The sequence below is a fragment of the Anaerosalibacter bizertensis genome (assembly GCF_009696605.1).
In the GTDB taxonomy this organism is placed as follows: Bacteria; Bacillota; Clostridia; order Tissierellales; family Sporanaerobacteraceae; genus Anaerosalibacter; species Anaerosalibacter bizertensis.
The window spans coordinates 25,943-45,141 of sequence record NZ_VULR01000017.1; the positions used below are offsets into that span (position 1 = coordinate 25,943).

General features: G+C 30.0%; 20 protein-coding genes and 1 other annotated feature. Of the genes, 18 read left to right on the forward strand and 2 right to left on the reverse strand.

Going from position 1 to position 19,199, the window contains the following annotated elements; all coding sequences use genetic code 11:
- The first annotated feature begins 52 nt into the window (after positions 1–52).
- The 8 genes from FYJ27_RS10690 (at position 53) to FYJ27_RS10725 (ending at position 8,364) form a co-directional block, all read left to right on the forward strand.
- Positions 53–2,215, forward strand: a complete 2,163-nt coding sequence (locus tag FYJ27_RS10690) for a RelA/SpoT family protein (protein WP_154484824.1) — start codon at positions 53–55, stop codon at positions 2,213–2,215.
- A gap of 21 nt (positions 2,216–2,236) precedes the next feature.
- Positions 2,237–2,686: a D-aminoacyl-tRNA deacylase gene (dtd, locus tag FYJ27_RS10695; RefSeq protein WP_154484825.1), complete on the forward strand. Its 450-nt coding sequence runs from the start codon at positions 2,237–2,239 to the stop codon at positions 2,684–2,686.
- 10 nt (positions 2,687–2,696) lie between these two features.
- Entirely contained in the window at positions 2,697–3,320 is a 624-nt protein-coding gene (locus FYJ27_RS10700; RefSeq protein WP_216383963.1) for an MBL fold metallo-hydrolase, read from the forward strand.
- Between the two features lie 47 nt (positions 3,321–3,367).
- A complete protein-coding gene (gene hemZ, locus FYJ27_RS10705) occupies positions 3,368–4,849 on the forward strand; it encodes a coproporphyrinogen dehydrogenase HemZ (protein WP_154484826.1) in 1,482 nt (493 codons plus the stop codon).
- Positions 4,850–4,878: 29 nt separating this feature from the next.
- Positions 4,879–5,050 (forward strand) — a binding site (T-box leader).
- Between the two features lie 53 nt (positions 5,051–5,103).
- Positions 5,104–6,885, forward strand: coding sequence for an aspartate--tRNA ligase (aspS, locus tag FYJ27_RS10710; RefSeq protein ID WP_154484827.1), 1,782 nt, complete (start codon positions 5,104–5,106; stop codon positions 6,883–6,885).
- A 51-nt stretch (positions 6,886–6,936) separates the two neighbouring features.
- Positions 6,937–7,650, forward strand: coding sequence for a tRNA threonylcarbamoyladenosine dehydratase (locus tag FYJ27_RS10715; protein WP_326831080.1), 714 nt, complete (start codon positions 6,937–6,939; stop codon positions 7,648–7,650).
- Between the two features lies 1 nt (position 7,651).
- Positions 7,652–8,077 (forward strand): SoxR reducing system RseC family protein, encoded by a 426-nt coding sequence (locus FYJ27_RS10720; protein WP_154484828.1) that lies wholly within the window; start codon positions 7,652–7,654, stop codon positions 8,075–8,077.
- Between the two features lie 14 nt (positions 8,078–8,091).
- On the forward strand, positions 8,092–8,364 hold the full coding sequence (locus tag FYJ27_RS10725; RefSeq protein ID WP_216383956.1) for a metal-sensitive transcriptional regulator: 273 nt from the start codon (positions 8,092–8,094) through the stop codon (positions 8,362–8,364).
- A 1-nt stretch (position 8,365) separates the two neighbouring features.
- Here the strand turns inward: FYJ27_RS10725 and FYJ27_RS10730 are convergent, their stop codons facing one another.
- Both FYJ27_RS10730 and FYJ27_RS10735 read right to left on the reverse strand, forming a co-directional pair.
- Positions 8,366–8,806 carry a threonine/serine exporter family protein gene (locus FYJ27_RS10730; RefSeq protein WP_154484829.1) on the reverse strand — a complete coding sequence of 147 codons (441 nt, stop codon included), beginning with the start codon at positions 8,804–8,806 and terminating at the stop codon, positions 8,366–8,368.
- Positions 8,806–9,588: a threonine/serine exporter family protein gene (locus FYJ27_RS10735; protein WP_154484830.1), complete on the reverse strand. Its 783-nt coding sequence runs from the start codon at positions 9,586–9,588 to the stop codon at positions 8,806–8,808. The genes FYJ27_RS10730 and FYJ27_RS10735 overlap by 1 nt, the downstream gene beginning before the upstream one ends.
- Positions 9,589–9,760: 172 nt before the next feature.
- Between FYJ27_RS10735 and FYJ27_RS10740 the strand changes: the two genes are divergently transcribed.
- The 10 genes from FYJ27_RS10740 (at position 9,761) to FYJ27_RS10780 (ending at position 18,842) form a co-directional block, all read left to right on the forward strand.
- On the forward strand, positions 9,761–10,993 hold the full coding sequence (locus FYJ27_RS10740) for a serine hydroxymethyltransferase (protein WP_154484831.1): 1,233 nt from the start codon (positions 9,761–9,763) through the stop codon (positions 10,991–10,993).
- 100 nt (positions 10,994–11,093) lie between these two features.
- Positions 11,094–12,008 (forward strand): YIEGIA family protein, encoded by a 915-nt coding sequence (locus FYJ27_RS10745; protein WP_154484832.1) that lies wholly within the window; start codon positions 11,094–11,096, stop codon positions 12,006–12,008.
- Between the two features lie 13 nt (positions 12,009–12,021).
- Entirely contained in the window at positions 12,022–12,216 is a 195-nt protein-coding gene (locus FYJ27_RS10750; RefSeq protein WP_154484833.1) for a capping complex subunit for YIEGIA, read from the forward strand.
- Positions 12,217–12,296: 80 nt separating this feature from the next.
- Positions 12,297–13,628 carry a DUF512 domain-containing protein gene (locus FYJ27_RS10755; protein ID WP_154484834.1) on the forward strand — a complete coding sequence of 444 codons (1,332 nt, stop codon included), beginning with the start codon at positions 12,297–12,299 and terminating at the stop codon, positions 13,626–13,628.
- A 9-nt stretch (positions 13,629–13,637) separates the two neighbouring features.
- Positions 13,638–14,951, forward strand: coding sequence for a ribosome biogenesis GTPase Der (der, locus tag FYJ27_RS10760; protein ID WP_154484835.1), 1,314 nt, complete (start codon positions 13,638–13,640; stop codon positions 14,949–14,951).
- A 5-nt stretch (positions 14,952–14,956) separates the two neighbouring features.
- Entirely contained in the window at positions 14,957–15,556 is a 600-nt protein-coding gene (gene plsY, locus FYJ27_RS10765) for a glycerol-3-phosphate 1-O-acyltransferase PlsY (RefSeq protein WP_154484836.1), read from the forward strand.
- Positions 15,557–15,581: 25 nt separating this feature from the next.
- Positions 15,582–16,610, forward strand: a complete 1,029-nt coding sequence (locus FYJ27_RS10770) for an NAD(P)H-dependent glycerol-3-phosphate dehydrogenase (RefSeq protein WP_154484837.1) — start codon at positions 15,582–15,584, stop codon at positions 16,608–16,610.
- A 118-nt stretch (positions 16,611–16,728) separates the two neighbouring features.
- On the forward strand, positions 16,729–18,207 hold the full coding sequence (gene spoIVA / locus FYJ27_RS10775; RefSeq protein WP_154484838.1) for a stage IV sporulation protein A: 1,479 nt from the start codon (positions 16,729–16,731) through the stop codon (positions 18,205–18,207).
- A gap of 139 nt (positions 18,208–18,346) precedes the next feature.
- Positions 18,347–18,541 (forward strand): hypothetical protein, encoded by a 195-nt coding sequence (locus tag FYJ27_RS12800; protein WP_229775542.1) that lies wholly within the window; start codon positions 18,347–18,349, stop codon positions 18,539–18,541.
- A complete protein-coding gene (locus FYJ27_RS10780) occupies positions 18,501–18,842 on the forward strand; it encodes a ferritin-like domain-containing protein (protein WP_229775543.1) in 342 nt (113 codons plus the stop codon). Before FYJ27_RS12800 ends, FYJ27_RS10780 begins: the two co-directional genes overlap by 41 nt.
- Positions 18,843–19,199 lie beyond the last annotated feature (357 nt).

Consider the following 19,199-nt stretch of genomic DNA (forward strand, 5'->3'; position numbering starts at 1 on the left):
AGGGTATCATCTAGGAAAAGGAATAGCAAATAGGAAATGAGTGGGTGAAATTATGTTAGAAAACTTAATTTTAAAAATAGAACAGTATAATCCGCAAGCTAATACGAAGCAAGTAATTAAAGCTTATAGTTTTGCAGAAGCTGCCCATGAAGGTCAGTATAGAAATTCAGGGGAGAGATTTTTTGTTCACCCTTATAATGTGGCTATGATACTTATTGAATTAAATATGGATACTGACACTATAGTGGCGGGATTGCTTCACGATGTACTTGAAGATACAGATGTTGTTTATGAAAAACTAGTAGAAGAGTTTGGAGAAGAAGTAGCAAATTTAGTAGAAGGGGTTACTAAACTCAAAAAATTAAAATACAAGACTAAACAAGAGAATCAAGCTGAGAACTTAAGAAAAATGGTTGTTGCTATGGCTAAAGATATAAGGGTTATAATAATTAAATTAGCCGATAGATTGCATAATATGAGGACTCTTGAGTATATGAGTGAGGAAAAGAAAAAAGAAAAGGCACTAGAAACACTGGAAATCTATGCCCCTCTAGCACATAGATTAGGTATTTCCAAGATAAAATGGGAGCTTGAAGATCTTTCTTTAAGATTTTTAGATCCAGAAGGATACTATAAATTAGTAGATAAAGTTTCTAAACAAAGAAGGGAAAGGGAAGCTTATATTCAAATGATAATAAATACCCTTCAAGAAAAGCTTGATGAAATGGAAGTATCTTGTGAAATAAGTGGTAGACCAAAGAATTTTTATAGTATATATAGAAAAATGGTATATCAAAATAAGAGTTTTGAACAAATCTTTGATTTAACTGCCATAAGAATAATTGTAGATACACTTAAAGACTGTTATGGAGCATTAGGCATAGTCCATACTATGTGGAAGCCTATTCCAGGAAGGTTTAAAGACTATATAGCTATGCCAAAACCTAATATGTATCAATCTCTTCATACTACTGTTATAGGGCCACAAGGAGAACCCTTTGAAGTTCAGATACGTACTTGGGATATGCATAGAACTGCTGAATATGGAATTGCAGCTCATTGGAAATATAAAGAAGGCACTGTAAAAACAGATAATTTTGATGAAAAACTTTCATGGTTAAGACAGCTTTTAGAATGGCAAAAAGATATGAAGGATCCTAAAGAATTTATGGAATCTTTAAAAATAGATTTCTTTACTGACGAAGTTTTTGTATTTACTCCTAAAGGCGATGTTATTAGTTTGCCAAATGGATCTACACCTATAGATTTTGCTTATAGGGTTCATACAGCTGTAGGTAATAATTGTGTAGGTGCTAAAGTAGATGGAAGAATTGTTCCTTTAGACTATAAATTAAAAAATGGAAATATTGTAGAGGTAATTACTTCCGCAAATAGTACAGGACCAAGTAGGGACTGGTTAAAAGTTGTTAAAAGCAGTCAAGCTAAAACAAAGATTAGACAATGGTTTAAGAGAGAGGAAAAAGATTTAAACATTATAAAAGGAAAAGATATGCTAGAAAAAGAGGTAAAGAGACAAGGGTTTAAGCTGACAGAAATCTTAAAAGAAGATTGGTTGAAGAATATTGCTAGTAAACTTAGCTTAAACAATACAGATGATTTATATGCTGGTCTTGGTTATGGAAGCGTAACTTTAAGCCAAGTTATGCCGCGACTTAAGGAGTTTTATAAAGAACGTCATGACATTAAAGAAGAAAAAAATATTTTAGAACCAAAGATAACTCCTCAAATTTCGAAAAAGAAGGAAAGGGTTCAGCAAGGAGTAACAATAAAAGGAGTAGACAACATAAAAGTACGATTTTCCAAATGCTGTAATCCAGTACCAGGGGATGATATAGTAGGTTATATAACTAGAGGAAGAGGGGTCTCTATTCATAGGAGTGATTGTCCAAATATTGAAGACTTAGGAAGTGGCGAAAGATTTATTTACGTAGAATGGGCTGATGATGAAAAAGCTTCTTATCAAGCAGAAATTCAAATAAAAGCTACTGATAGATCAGGGCTTTTAACCGACATAACTCAAAGAATAACTGAAGCAAAATTAGCAGTTCTATCTTTAAGCGCTAGAACAAATAGGGAAAAATTAGTAGTTATGAATATAACCCTTGAAATAAAAGATATAAACCAACTAAGACAATTAATGAAAAAGATTAAAAAAGTAAAAGGTGTTATAGATGTCTATAGAGTGACTACTTAGAAATAAGAAAGGATGGAGAAAATGAGAGCTGTAGTTCAGAGAGTTAATTATGGAAGTGTTACAGTTGATGATAAAAAGGTTGGAGAAATAGAAAAAGGTTTATTAGTATTTTTGGGAATTGGAAAAGAGGATAATGTAGAGGATTTAGATTATTTAGTTAAAAAGGTCTTAGGACTTAGAATATTTGAAGATGAAAATAATAAAATGAATTTGTCTCTTCTAGATATTAAAGGTGAATTATTGGTAGTTTCACAGTTTACTTTATATGGGGATGTTAGAAAAGGTAAAAGACCAAACTTTACAGCCTCTGCTTCCCCAGATTTGGCAGAAAAATTATATAAAGATTTTATTGAAAAAAGTAAAGAATATGATATAAAAGTAGAAGAAGGAATATTTGGTGCCGATATGAAAGTAAATATTGAAAATGATGGACCAGTTACTATTCTTTTAGATAGTAAAAAAATTTTTTAGGAGGGATATTGTGAAAATAGAAAGATTACCAGTAGGTATATATGCTGCTAACTGTTATATTGTTTATTGCGAGGACACAAAGGAAGGTATAGTTATTGATCCAGGTGGAGAAGGGGATACAATATTAGAAAGAATTAAGAAACTTGATTTAAATATAAAGTATATCATACTTACTCATGGACATGGAGATCATATAGGTGGGATAATAGAGGTTAAAAATGGAACTAAAGCACCTATTTTAATTCATAAAGGTGATGAAGAATTATTAAAAGATGCTACTAAAAATTTATCTAGCATGATGTTTACAGGGAAGGTTCAAGTAATTGCTGATAAATTTGTAGAGGACAAGGAAGAGCTTAAATTTGGGAATCATATGATTGAAATAATTCATACTCCAGGCCATACTCCAGGGGGAATAAGCATAAAAATAGAAGAAAATCTATTTACTGGAGATACTTTATTTGCTGGCTCCATAGGAAGAACAGATTTTCCAGGTGGCTCTTATAAACAAATTATTGAGTCAATAAAGGAAAAGCTTATTCTTTATCCAGATGATACTATTGTATACCCAGGACATGGTCCATCATCAACAATAGGAAGAGAAAAAGCATCCAATCCATTTATTGTAGAATAAAAAGTAGCTAGGCACCTTCCAAGAGAATTCAAGTTAAAGGTGATTACATGATATTAGTCTATTTAGAAGGACATAATTATGAATATGAAGTACGTGAATTAATTAAATTATTTTTCTTTGGAAAAGAAATTAAATTTATTAAAGATGAAAAAGCTTGCAACGAATATAATATATTGATAAAAAATTGTTTAAGGAAAGCTAAAGATGATTATTTTTCCTTAACTGAAATTTTTAAAAACGGAAAAATAGTAAGTAGTTCTTCCATAGAGTCTATAAATAATATTTATGTTGGAAAAGATGATTTAAATAAAAAGATTAAAACTGGTATAAAACAGAGTATTTATGAAGCTATTTCAAAGATAGCAAAATTAGAAGCCCCTTGGGGAATACTTACTGGAGTAAGACCAGTAAAAATAGTACATGATTTGATGGACAAACAAATTAAAGAGGAAGGAATTTATGATATCCTTAAAAATGAATATAAATTGTATCCTGATAGGGCTAGGCTGATTATTGATGTAGCTAAAAAGCAAAGAAGTTTTATTTATCCATTATCAAAAGATAGATTTAGCTTGTATATAAGCATTCCTTTTTGCCCTACAAGGTGTATATATTGTTCATTTCCATCAAATTCTTTAGAAGTAAGTAAAAAATATGTAGATGAGTATACAGAAAAACTTATATATGAATTAACTGAGATAAAAAAGATAATGAAAAATAAAAATATATACACAGTTTATATAGGAGGAGGTACCCCTACTGCAATACCTACAGAAAATTTAAATAAAATAATTAAAAGTATATACAATTTATTTGGGAGAGAAAACATAGAAGAAATAACAGTTGAAGCAGGTAGGCCAGACACTCTGACAGTTGAAAAGCTTCAGATGTTAAGGGAAAATTATATAGAAAGAATAAGTATAAATCCTCAAACTATGAACTTAAAAACATTAGAGACTATTGGAAGAATGCATACAGATAAAGATATAATTAGAACATTTAATTTGGCAAGAGAAATAGGATTTTCTAATATAAATATGGATATAATAATGGGACTTCCAGGTGAAGATATAAATGATGTTAAAAATACATTGGAGATTATATCTGAATTAAGACCTGAAAATTTAACGGTTCATACATTGGCAGTAAAAAGGGTTTCTAAATTTAGAAAAACAATTGATGCTTATTCTTTAAAAGATCAAAATACTATTAATTCTATGCTGGAATTGTCTAAGAAGTATGCAAAAAATATGGGGCTTTTACCATATTATCTATATAGACAAAAGCAAATGTTAGGAAATCTTGAAAACATAGGCTACTCCATTGAAGGAAAAGAATGTATCTATAATATGCTTATAATGGAGGAAAGAGAAACTATAATAGCATTGGGAGCAGGAGGAGTATCTAAAATATTCTATCCTAATGAAAATAGATTTGAAAGGGTTCCTAATGTAAAGAGTTTAAAAGATTATTTACTTAGAACTGAAGAAATGGTAGAAAGAAAAAGGAAGTTTATTGACACTATCTAATTTTTATCTTATAATTATTAAAAACATACTAAAAGACTAGGATAAGGAAGAGTAGTTAAATCCCTTGGCTATAGAGAGTCGGTGATGGTGGAAATCCGATGCCAATATTTGATGAAGACACCTTTGAGTCAATAGGTTAAAAAAGCGAGGTCTATTACCTAATTAGGGTGGCACCGCGAGATAAAACCTCTCGTCCCTGAAATTCATGGATGAGAGGTTTTTGTTTTTGTAAATATAACAGGGAGGTTTGAGATATGGGTGAAAAAATGGGTAATTTAAGAAGGACTCATATGTGTGGAGATTTAAGAAAAATAAATATTAATGAAGAAGTAGTGCTTATGGGTTGGGTCCAAAAAAAGAGAAATTTAGGTTCATTAATATTTGCAGATTTAAGAGATACTAAAGGAATAGCACAGGTTGTATTTGATGATACTATTTCAGAAGAACTATTTAAGAAAGCAGAAAAAATTAAAAGTGAATATGTTATTGCAGTTAAAGGAAAGGTTAGAGAAAGAGAGTCTATAAATAAAAATATACCTACTGGGGAAATAGAAATACTAGCAAGTGAACTAAAGATATTGAATGAGTCAGAAACTCCTCCAATTTATATTAAAGATAATGATGATGTTTCTGAAAATATGAGATTGAAATATAGGTATCTTGATTTGAGAAAACCTTCTATGCAAAGAAATCTTAAAGCAAGACATAAGACTGGAAAAATTATAAGAGAGTTTTTAGATGAAAACAATTTTGTTGAGGTAGAAACTCCTATGCTTACTAAGCCAACTCCTGAAGGTGCTAGAGATTATTTAGTTCCTAGTAGGGTAAATGAAGGTAAGTTTTATGCTCTTCCTCAGTCACCACAATTGATGAAACAGCTTTTAATGGTTTCAGGTATGGATAGATACTATCAAATAGTAAAATGCTTCAGAGACGAAGATTTGAGGGCAAATAGGCAGCCGGAATTTACTCAAGTAGATATAGAAATGTCTTTTGTAGACATAGAAGATATAATAGAGATAAATGAAAAACTTTTATATAAAATATTCAAAGAAATGAAAGGCATCGAGCTAGAATTGCCTATTGCGAGAATGACTTATAATGAGGCTATGGAAAGATTTGGTTCAGACAAGCCGGATTTGAGATTTGGATTTGAACTAAAAGATATAACAGATATAGTTGCTAATTCAAATTTCAAAGTATTTAGCGGTACAATAAAAAATAATGGAGAAGTTAGAGGTATAAATATAAAAGGATATGAAAGTAGTTTTTCTAGAAAAGATATTTCAAAGTTAGAAAACTATGTAAAGACCTTTGGTGCTAAAGGATTAGCTTGGATAAAAATAACTGATGAAGGTATTACCTCTCCTATTGCTAAGTTTTTAGGTGAAAATGAATTAGAAAATATAATTAGCAGAATGGATGGAGAAAAAGGAGATTTATTATTATTTGTTGCAGATAAACCTAAAGTGGTATTTGATAGTTTAGGCAATCTAAGAGTAGAAATTGCCAAAAGGCTTGATATAATAGAAAAGGATGATTTGAAATTAGTTTGGATAACAGAGTTTCCATTATTCGAATATGATGAAGATGAAGAAAGATATGTAGCTAAACATCATCCTTTCACCCATCCAATGGAGGAAGATATTGAGCTTTTAGAAACTAATCCTGAAAAAGTTAGGGCAAAAGCTTATGATATTGTTATAAATGGAGATGAAATGGGGGGAGGAAGTATTAGAATAAGTGACTCTAAACTTCAAGAGAGAATGTTCAAAGCATTAGGTTTTTCTATGGAAGAAGCCAGAGAAAAATTCGGATTTTTATTAGAGGCATTTAAGTATGGAACCCCTCCTCATGGCGGAATAGCTTATGGATTTGATAGGTTAGTAATGCTTTTAACTGATACAGATAATATTCGTGATGTAATTGCTTTTCCGAAAACTCAAAGTGCAACTTGTCTTTTAACAGGAGCACCAGCAAATATAGATTCAGAACAACTTAAAGAAGTTCATATGAAGTTAGATTTGGAAAAATAAATTATTCCAGGGCTTTTGCCCTGGAAAGTATTCATAATGTAGGTGATAATTGTGGATAACCCTTTTTTGAGAACTGAAATGCTTATAGGAAAAGAAGGAATGGATATATTAAATAATTCAACAGTATGTGTATTTGGAATAGGAGGGGTAGGCTCTTATACTGTAGAAGCATTAGTAAGATCAGGAATTGGAAATATTGTTTTAGTAGATTATGATATAATAGATATAACAAATATTAATAGACAGATTCATGCTACACATAGTACTATAGGCAGATATAAAGTTGAAGCTATGAAAGAAAGAGTATTGGATATTAATCCATATATCAATATAAAAACATATAATGCAAAATTGGAAAAAACTAATATAGATTCTCTATTATCAAAAGAATATAATTATGTAGTAGATGCCATAGATATGATTAGTTCAAAATTAGATCTAATTGAAAGATGTAAAATTGAAAATATTCCTATTATTAGTTGTATGGGAGCTGGAAATAAATTAGATCCAACTATGTTATTAGTAGGAGATATTTATAAAACAAGTACTTGTCCACTAGCGAGAGTTGTGAGAAGAGAGTTAAGAAAAAGAAAAGTAGATTCATTAAAAGTTATATGGTCTAAAGAGAAACCTATTAAGATAAACTTAAAAAATGAAGAAACTAAAAAACCAGTTCCAGGCAGTGTTTCTTTTGTTCCACCTGTAGCAGGATTAATAATAGCTTCAGAAGTGGTTAAAGATTTAATTAGTAAGGAGGGTTTATAATATGGATCAAGTTGGATTAGTAACAAAAATAAAAGATGATAATATTGCTGAAGTTAAGATAAAACGTATGACAGCTTGTGGTGATAGTTGTGAAAGTTGCTCTGGTATCTGTCATGTACCGGGTATTGTAATTACTGTACCTAATACTTTGAATGCTAATGTAGGAGATGAAATTGAGTTAAGAGCTAAAGGTGAAAGTATATTAAAATATGCAATGATAACGTATATGATTCCTTTTTGTATGTTGTTAATAGGTATTTTTGCAAGCATGTATATATTTAAGTCTATGGGTATAAAAAGCTATGAAAATTATAGTTTTTTAGTAGGACTAGTATTTTTAGCCATATCTTATGTTATTCTTAGAAAAATAGATAAGAAAATAGAAAAGACTAATAACTTAAGCTTTGAAATGGTTAAAATATTGTAAGGAGGTATGTAAGGGTGAGTAAAGAAGACAAGGATAGAGCCGCTATAATTAATAGATTAAGGCGAATTGAAGGACAAGTAAAAGGCATTCAAAAAATGGTTTATGAAGAAAAAGTTTGTGGTGATATTCTTATACAAATTGCTGCAGTAAGATCAGCATTAAATAAGGTTGGAGGTATGATCTTAGAAGATCATATGAAAGATTGCATAAAAACTTCATTAGAAAATGGGGCAGATGATGATGTTATAGATGGATTAATAGATACAATACTAAAATATACAAAATAAATTATTGTGCTTTTTTTTGCACCCTTTTTATTGAACGACTTAAAGAAGAGGATATGACTATACCAATGCTAATAGCTACTGCTATAAATAAAGTTTCTGTACCTATATTTGCCGCATCAAGGAACCTTTTTTCTATTAAAGCCAACATTGTATAATACATTCCTGCTCCTGGAACTAAAGATATAATTCCAGGTATAATAAATACTGTAGCTGGTTTTTTTAAGTGTCTAGCAAGTAATTCGCCTATAATACCTACAGCTAAAGCACCGAAAAAAGTACCAGCTACAGGTGAAGAATATTTACTTAATATAAAAGTGTATGTCATCCATCCTAAGGATCCTACAGTTCCAGAGATTATTATAGAGTCTCTAGGTATGCTAAACAATATAGAAGCTCCTATGGTGCCAAAAAAAGAAAAAACAAATTGTTTAATAAATTCCATTAAATCAACCCCTTAAAATATATTTTGAGTATCATTCCTACTCCAAAAGCTATGGAAAGAGCAGTGATGATGGCTTCCATTCCTCTAGAAAGTCCTGAGACAAAATCTCCAGACATAGTATCCCTAATAGCATTGGTTATGGCTACTCCAGGAACTAATGACATTATAGAGCCAATTATAATTTTATCTGGGCTTGCACCAAGCCCTATTTTAACAAAGAGTATAGATAATAATGATGCAACTGCTGCTCCACAAAAATTACTTATAAAAAAAGTAATTCCCAATTCGTTCAATTTAGTAGTAACAACAACAACCATTATACCTGTAAAGAAACTTGCTAAAAAATCAAGAAAATTTCCCCCGAACAATAAAGAAAAAAATGCTGCAATAATACCTCCAAATAAAAATTTAGTTATATTATCATAGTTGTCAACATCATCTATTTTTTTTAGCTTTTCAATTGCTTCTTCTATTCCCATATCTGATTCAACAAATTGTCTTGAAAAATCATTTACCATATTGATTTTATTTAAGTCAATTTTTATAGTGTTTATCCTTTGCAAATATGATACAACCTCTTCCCCATGCTCTAAAGATACAAATATTCCTGTTGGCGTTACAAAAGCTTCTACATATTTAATATTTTTTCTTGATCTACATATTCTTATTATCATATCTTCGACCCTATAAGTTTCTGCTCCATTTTTTAACATTATTCTGCCAGCTAAAACCGCTAGTATAAGTAGTCTTTTTACTTCTCTTTTTTCGTCTATTTCATTCATTGTTATTTTTCACCTCTATTGTTAAAACTATTTAACTTGTAAAAATATTGTCCAATTTATATAATAGAACTGTAAAATATAATAATATTTTTTATACATGATTATATTATATTATGAAATAGGACTTAATCAAGTACATATGAAATATTAAATTAAGAAAGGAGATAAATAAATGGATTTTTCAAATTTGAAAAAAGCTGACCCTGAGATAATGAAATTTATTGAAATGGAAACTCAAAGACAGAGAGAAAAGATTGAATTAATTGCTTCTGAAAATTTTGTAACTCCTCAAGTTATGGAAGCTATGGGAAGCCAACTTACTAACAAGTATGCAGAAGGCTACCCTAATAAAAGATATTATGGTGGTTGTGAATATGTGGACATGGTTGAAGATTTAGCGAGAGATAGACTTAAAAAATTATTTGGAGCAGATCATGCAAATGTTCAACCTCATTCAGGCTCCAATGCTAACTTAGGAGTTTATTTTGCAGTATTAAAACCTGGTGATAAGGTTTTAGGTATGAACCTTTCTCAAGGTGGACATTTGACTCATGGTAGTCCAGTAAATATTTCAGGAACTTATTATAACTTTGTTTCTTATGGGGTAGATAAGGAAACAGAAAAAATCGACTATGATGAAGTAAGAGAAATTGCAGTTAGAGAAAAACCAAAGATGATAGTTGCTGGTGCTAGTGCTTATCCAAGAATTATTGATTTTGAAAAGTTTAGAGAAATTGCAGATGAAGTAGGAGCATATTTAATGGTAGATATGGCTCATATTGCAGGATTAGTTGCAGCTGGCCTTCATCCAAATCCAGTTCCATATGCAGATTTTGTAACTACTACAACCCATAAGACTTTAAGAGGTCCAAGAGGTGGAGCTATACTTTGCAAAGAAGAATATGCTAAAAAAATAGATAAATCAATATTTCCTGGAATTCAAGGTGGCCCATTAATGCATATAATTGCTGCTAAAGCTGTTAGTTTTGGAGAGGCTTTAACAGATGAATTTAAAGATTATCAAAAGCAAATAATAAAAAATGCAAAAGTTTTATCTGAAGGATTGAAAGAAGAAGGATTTAGACTAGTATCTGATGGAACAGATAATCATTTAATACTTCTAGATGTAAGAAATAAAAAATTAACAGGAAAAGAAGCAGAAGAACTTTTAGATGAAATAGGTATAACAACAAATAAAAATACTATACCTTTTGATCCAGAAAGTCCTTTTGTAACTAGTGGACTTAGAATAGGGACTCCAGCAGTTACTACAAGAGGTATGAAAGAAGAAGATATGATAGAGATTGCTAAAATAATGGGCTTAGCATTGGATAAAAATAATGATAGAGATATGGTGAAGAATAGAGTTAGGGATTTATGTAACAAGTTTCCATTATATGAATAGATATAAAAAAACCTATGGCTTAAGCCATAGGTTTTTAGCATATATAAGAGTTAAAGAGGGAAACATATATTTAAGATCATTATATTAGGTAGGTGTTATAATGTTTGAATATAGTTACATTATAGTTCCCTCTATATTATTAGGCATAATATCAAGAATTTCAATGCTCAAAGTGGACTATAGGCAATATCCAAGTTATCCTCAAGGGGTTTTTTCTCATTTTACATTAGGTATAGTATCTTCGAGTTTAGGAGCAGTAGCCCTTCCAGCTTTGCTAGAAAGAGAGTTTTCAGCAGTTACTTTTTTAGCATTGGCAGCCCAGCAATTTAGAGATGTTAGAAATTTAGAAAGACAAAGTTTAGAAAATATTGATAAAACTGAATTGGTAGAAAGGGGAACAGCTTATATCGAAGACATAGCTAAGGCTTTTGAAGCTAGAAATTATATGACTATGTTAACATCATTAATAGTTAGTATAGTTATTTTTCTTCTTAATAAATTTTTAATAAGATTTTATTCTATACTTATCGGCAGTATTATAGGAATTCTAACTATTGTTTTATTTCATAAGGCTATTTCTAGGGAGACTGTTGGAGAAATTGCTGATATTTATCCAGCAAATATTTCTTTTGAGGGATCTATTTTAACAGTTAATAATCTAGGAATAACAAATATTGGTTTTAAAAAATCTAGGGAAATTTTTTTAGAAAAAGCTATAGCAGTTGAAATAGTTCCAAAAGATGAAAATGCAATTGTAACTCTTTCTAATTTAGGACAAAGGAAAGCTATAGAACATAATGTATCTGTTCAATTAGGAATAAGAAAAGATTTAGATGAACCAGATTTTTCGCCTATGATAACTAGGGACTCAGATACTGGTAATCTTGTATTTGTAATAGTTAGTATGGAACCTGATATGGAATGTTTAATAACAGCAGTAAAAAGAACCATTGTATTGGAAAGTGCTAAGAGAAAACCATTATCATCTTATGCAGGAAGAAAAGCTGCAGATTAAGGAGGTTTTTATATTGAATAACCAGACAAAAAACAATATACTAGCTATTGTGACCATAGATGAAAGCAAAGTAATAGGTGGGTCTGTTCCTACTTTTTTAGCTAGGGATGAAAAAGAAAGAGAAAGGATTGCAATATTACTTTCTAAGGTAACTTTAGGAATGATACATGATTTGGAAAATGGTTGTTATATTATTGTTAGACATTAGATTTAAAGTGTATCTATTTACATATCTATCTTGCTATAATAAAATAGACATAGTTATAAATTTAGAATGGAAGGTGTATTATGGAAATAAAGCTATTAGGTGAGGATAAAAATATTATAGAAAAAGTGGAAACGGGAAGCATAGCAAATGAACTAGGAATTGAGCCAGGTGATATTTTAATTTCTATTAATGATAAAAAAGTTTTAGATATTATTGACTATAAGTATCTAATATCCGATAATTATGTTTTAGTAACTATCCAAAAGAAGAATGGAGAATTGTGGGATTTTGAAATAGAAAAAGATTATGATGAGGATTTAGGTATATATTTCACCAACCCTTTAATAGACAAAGCTAGAAGTTGTCGAAATAATTGTATTTTTTGTTTTATAGATCAGCTTCCTAAGGGAATGAGAAAAACTTTATATTTTAAAGATGATGATTCTAGGCTTTCTTTTTTACAAGGGAATTTTATTACTTTTACTAATTTAAGTGATGAAGAAATACAAAGAATAATAGATTATAGATTGAGTAATATAAATGTTTCTGTCCATACTACTAATCCAGAATTAAGAGTAAAAATGTTAAATAACAAGAATGCTGGAAAAATATTGGATATATTAAAGAAATTTAAAGAGTCAGGAATTAAAGTCAATTGTCAAATAGTTTTAGTTCCTGGAATAAACGATGGAAAAGAGCTAGATAGAACATTAGAAGATCTAGCAAGTCTATATCCTAGTGCTAGTAGCGTAGCAGTAGTACCAGTAGGACTGACAAAGCATAGGGAAGGACTTTGTAAGTTAAGCACCTTTGATAAAAAATCTTCAAAAGAGCTTTTAGAATATATGAAAACTAAACATAAAATCTTTTTAGATAGATTAGGCACTAGATTTGTATATCCTTCAGATGAATTTTATGCTGTGGCAGAAGAAGAACTTCCGGCTTATGAAGAATATGAGGGATTTCCACAGCTAGAAAATGGAGTAGGCCTTATGAGACTTTTTTTATACGAAATAGAAGAAGAACTAAAAAAAATAGATGATAATACTATTGTGAATAAAAAATATATTATTGCTACAGGTACATTAGCATATAAATTTATGAAGGATATAGCTGATAAAGTTATGAAAAAAATTAAAGGATTAGATCTAAAGGTAGTACCAATAGAAAATAATTTTTTTGGAACTACTATTACCGTATCAGGTCTTATAACAGGACAAGACTTAATATCCCAAACAAAAATTTATAGTGATTATGATGGAATTATAATTCCTAGTTCAATGCTAAGAGATGGGGAAGATGTTTTTTTAGATGATTATACCGTATTAGATGTAGAAAAAGAGTTAAACAAAAAAATCATACCATCAAAAGTTTCAGGAAGTGATTTTATAAAAATATTCAAAAAAATATGAGGTGATAATATGAGACCAGTAGTTTGTATAGTTGGAAGACCTAATGTAGGAAAGTCTACACTTTTTAATAAAATAGTTGGAAGAAGAATTGCAATTACAGAGGATAGACCAGGAGTTACTAGAGATAGAATTTATGCAGAGGCAGAATGGTTAAATAATTATTTTATTCTTATTGATACGGGAGGAATTGAACCTTATAGCGATGATATAATATTATCCCAAATTAAAAGACAAGCAGAGATAGCAATAGATACAGCTGATGTAATATTATTCGTAGTTGATGGATTAGGTGGAATAACTTCTACTGATAGAGAAATAGCAAATATATTAAGAAAATCAGGAAAGGAAGTACTCTTAGTATGCAATAAAATAGATACACCAAAAACTCCAGATGAAATATATGAATTTTATGAATTAGGATTTGGAGAGCCTATTGTAGTATCTGCAGGACAGAGTTTAGGTCTAGGCGATTTACTAGATGAAATAATTAAAAAATTCCCTGAGAATAAGGATACAGATTATGAAGAAGGGGTGATCAAAGCTTCTATTATAGGAAAACCTAATGTAGGTAAGTCATCCCTTATAAATAATGTACTAGGAGAAAACAGGGTTATTGTAAGCAATGTACCTGGAACTACTAGAGATGCAGTAGATACACCTTTTACATATAAAGGTGATAAGTATGTATTTATAGATACTGCAGGAGTTAGAAGGAAAAGAAGTATTTCAGAAAATATAGAGAGATATAGCGTTATAAGAACCCTTACAGCTATAGAAAGGTCAGACGTATCTATTTTAGTAATAGATGCTACTGTAGGTGTTACAGAACAAGATGCTAAAATAGCAGGTTATGCTCATGAAAGAGGGAAAGGATTAATTATAGCAGTCAATAAATGGGATTTAATTGAAAAATCCAATAAAACCTACAGAGAATTTGAAAAAAATATAAAGAATACATTATCTTTTGTAACTTATGCACCTATAGTTTTTATATCTGCCAAAACAGGAAAAAGGGTTGATAAACTACTGCAGATCATTAAAGAAGTGTACAATAGTTATACAAAAAGAATTAGTACAGGAGTATTAAATGATATAATAAATGAGGCGGTTCTTTTAAATCAACCACCTACAGATAAAGGTAGAAGGCTTAAAATATATTATGGGACTCAAGTAGGGGTTATGCCACCTAAGTTTGTTATATTTATAAATGATAAGGAACTATTGCATTTTTCATATGAGAGATATTTAGAAAATCAAATCCGTTTAAACTTTGGCTATGAAGGAACTCCTCTTCAATTTGAATTTAAAGAAAAGGGGGATTAATTTTAATGAATAATATATTAAAAATAGCTATTATAGCTTATCTTATTGGTAATTTTTCTTCTGCATATATTTTAGGAAAATTATGTAGAAAAAAGGATATAAGAAACTATGGTAGCGGTAATGCTGGTGCAACCAATGCTTTGAGGGTTTTTGGTTTAAAGATAGGTATTATAGCATTTATATTTGATATTTTAAAAGGATTTGTAGCTGTTAAAGTAGGTAAAAGTATAATGGGATTTGATGGTGGCTTAGTAGCAGGATTATTTGTAGTTATAGGGCATAATTGGCCAATATTTCTTAAATTTAAAGGTGGAAAAGGCATAGCATCATCTCTAGGTGTTATGTTATGTCTGAATCCACCTATAACTATTATATGTATGATTATAGGTTTTTCAATTATAGCAAAAACTAGATATGTTTCCTTAGGCTCAATAGTAGCCACAGGATTAGTTCCTATTGTAGGATTGATTATGAAGAAACCTTTTGATTTAAAGTTTTTTTTATTTACTATCGTCTTGGCTTTTATGGCTATTTTAAGACATAGAAGCAATATAAAAAGATTATTAGCTGGAGAAGAATCAAAACTTGGAGAACGAGTTGATTAGAATCAATATAAGGGGGCAAATATAAATGGTAGAAAAAATTGGAGTAATAGGAGGGGGAAGTTGGGGAACAGCATTAGCTATACTTCTCTCTAAAAAAGGATATGAAGTAGAGCTTTGGGTTAGAAACAGCAAACAATGTAATGATATGAATATTTCAAGAGAAAATGTAAAATATTTATCAGGAGTGGTGATTCCTAATAATGTTAGAATTATAGATGATTTAGAGAAGGCAGTAACTGATAAGGATATTATAGTCCTATCCATACCTTCTCATGGGGTTAGAGAAACCTTATTAAATTCTAAAAATTACATAAAACCAGATCAGATAATTGTTAACGTAGCTAAAGGAATAGAAAATAATAGTCTTATGAGAATTTCAGAAGTTGTGAAGGAAATAATTCCTAAAAGTAAATATGCAATTTTATCTGGCCCATCTCATGCAGAAGAAGTTGCAAGAGATATGCCTACAACAGTTGTTACAGCATCTGAAGACAAAAAAATAGCCAATTATACTCAAGATATATTTATGTCTCCTAAGTTTAGAGTTTATACCAATCCAGATGTTATAGGTGTAGAGCTAGGAGGTTCTTTGAAAAATGTAATTGCTCTAGGAGCAGGAATTTCTGATGGTTTAGGTTATGGAGATAATACAAAGGCAGCACTTATGACTAGAGGAATTATAGAAATGTCAAGATTGGGAAGTAAGATGGGTGCTAATAATGAAACTTTTGCAGGTCTTTCAGGAATTGGCGACTTAATAGTTACTTGCACAAGTATGCATAGTAGGAATAGAAGAGCAGGAATTTTAATAGGAGAAGGAAATAGCCTTGAAGAAGCTACAAAAAGTGTAGGTATGGTAGTAGAAGGTGTCAAGACAGCTAAGTCTGCATATAATTTAGCAATTAAATATAATGTTACTATGCCTATAACTAAAGAAATATATGGAGTGTTGTATGAAGGTAAAGATGTTAAGAATTCAGTTGTAAATTTAATGCTTAGGGATAAAAAACATGAAATGGAGGATGTTGTAAAAATATTAAATAATAGTTGGTAAGACATACTTTTTAGTATGTCTTTTTTAATGCCTGTCATATTATTGAGATTTAGACATATATATATAATGTTAAGGAGCGTTTTTATAGATAAAATAGGTTTTAAAGGGAGGGAAAGGAATGGAGAAGTTTGATATATACAAAGATATTGGGGAAAGAACAGATGGAGATATTTATGTAGGAGTGGTAGGACCAGTAAGAACAGGAAAATCAACTTTTATAAAAAGATTTATGGAATTATTGGTATTACCTAATATTGAAAATAAGTATAAAAAAGAAAGAGCTAAAGATGAATTACCTTTAAGTGGTTCAGGAAAAACTATTATGACAACAGAACCTAAATTTGTACCTAATGAAGCTGTAGAATTAACTTTAAAGGACAATGTGAAATTTAAAGTCAGAATGGTTGATTGTGTAGGATATTTAGTAAGAGGTGCTCTTGGACATGAAGAAGATAGTATTCCACGAATGGTTACTACTCCTTGGTATGAGAAAGAAATACCTTTTGAAGAAGCAGCAGAAATAGGGACTAGAAAGGTTATAACTGATCATTCAACAATTGGCATTGTTGTTACTACTGATGGTTCAATAACAGATATCGATAGATCAAATTACATAAAAGCAGAAGAACGAGTAATAGGTGAATTAAAGGAACTAGAAAAACCATTTATAATAATATTGAATTCAAAGCACCCAAATTTAGATAGTACTATTGCATTGCGAGAAAGTTTAGAAGAAAAATATGATGTAGCTGTAATAGCTGTAGATTGTTTAAATATGAATAATAGTGATGTAGAGAAAATATTTGAAAAAATACTATTTGAATTTCCAGCAAAAGAGATAAATATAAATTTACCAGGATGGGTGGAAGGACTAGATAGAAATCATTGGATAAAATCTACTATTTTAGATTCTCTAAAAGAATCTATTCAAACATTGCAAAGATTAAGTGAGGTTAATCCTGCAATAGAGAATTTAAATGAAATAGATATAATAGAAGAAACTAGGATAAAAGAAATAAAATTAGGAGAAGGAATTGCAGATATAGATATAGTATTGGAAGAAGAGCTTTTTTATAATGTTTTAGAGGAAATGACAGGATATGCAATTGAAGGAGAATATCAGCTTCTAGGGCTTATTTCTAAATTGTCAGAAGCTAAATCTGAGTACAGTAAAATAGAAGGTGCACTAAATGATGCAAAAGAGTTGGGATATGGATTAGTAAATCCAGGCTTGGAAGAGTTAGATTTGGCAGAGCCAGAAATATATAAGCAAGGTAATAGGTTTGGTGTAAAATTACGTGCCAAAGCACCATCACTACATTTTATAAGAGCAGATATAACAACTGAAGTTTCTCCACTTATAGGAACAGAAAAGCAAAGTGAGGAGTTAGTTAAATACTTTATAGATGAATTTGAAGAAAATCCATCGAAAATTTGGCAGTCAAATTTATTTGGAAAGTCTCTATATGACTTAGTAAATGAACAACTTCAGGGGAAACTTAATATGATGCCAGAAGATGTAAGGGAAAAGATGAGAAGGACCTTAGAAAGAATAATTAACGATGGCAGCGGAGGGCTTATTTGTATAATAATATAAGATAATAAAGCAATATAGAAAAAAGAGCTGTTCCAAAAGGGATTAAATAAATTACTTTTGAGGACAGCTTTTTACATTATGAACGTAATTGAAGTTGATAAATAGTATATTATAGAAATATTTTATAGGAGGTAAAAAAATGAGTTATACTAATCCACATGGCCAGCCACAGGGTATTGCTATATATGATACAATACTAATAGCTGAAATTGATGCAATAAATACTTATGCTGATCATATTGCAAACTCCAATATGGAAGATGTTAACAAAGTTTGGAGAGATATTATAAAAGATGAAAAAACATTATGGAATGATTCTTTCGTTGCTTCGTAAATATGATCCAGCACAGTACCAAGCATATTTAAACCATATAAATATAAAGCTAGGTCCAAAATCTCCTATGCAAGAGTATAAACCAAACTATGACAAACAGATTATTTTAAATAATATAAGGGAAGATATAAAAGGTGAATTTGAAGCTGTTATTTTATATGAACAATATTTATCAATTATTCCTTATGTAGATGTTAGAGATACATTACACTATATAATTAATGGGGAGAAAAATCATACCGAATATTTAACACGTTTATTATTAAGATATGATAAAGATAAATATAATGGTTTAAAATAAAGAAAGAATATATTATTTGCCCCTAACTAACTATTTTGGACAATTGCATACGATTATGGTAAAGCATAAAATACCTAGAGGAACTTGAAAACTAGGAAAGGTTAAATAGGGGTGATATTTTGCATGAAAGAATATAATTATAATGATAAGTTTCGAGTTCATGAGGATTTATTTTTAAAACGAATGGAAAATTTAATAGATAAATATTCTGATAAAGTTGTATTTGATGCTAGATAGGCTATACTAAATAGGACAACTAAATTCCGAACAATGATATAATATAAAATATAAAGAATTGGGAGGAATTAAAATGGCAAAAAGGTATACGGAAGATTTCAAAAAACAAATAGTTAGCCT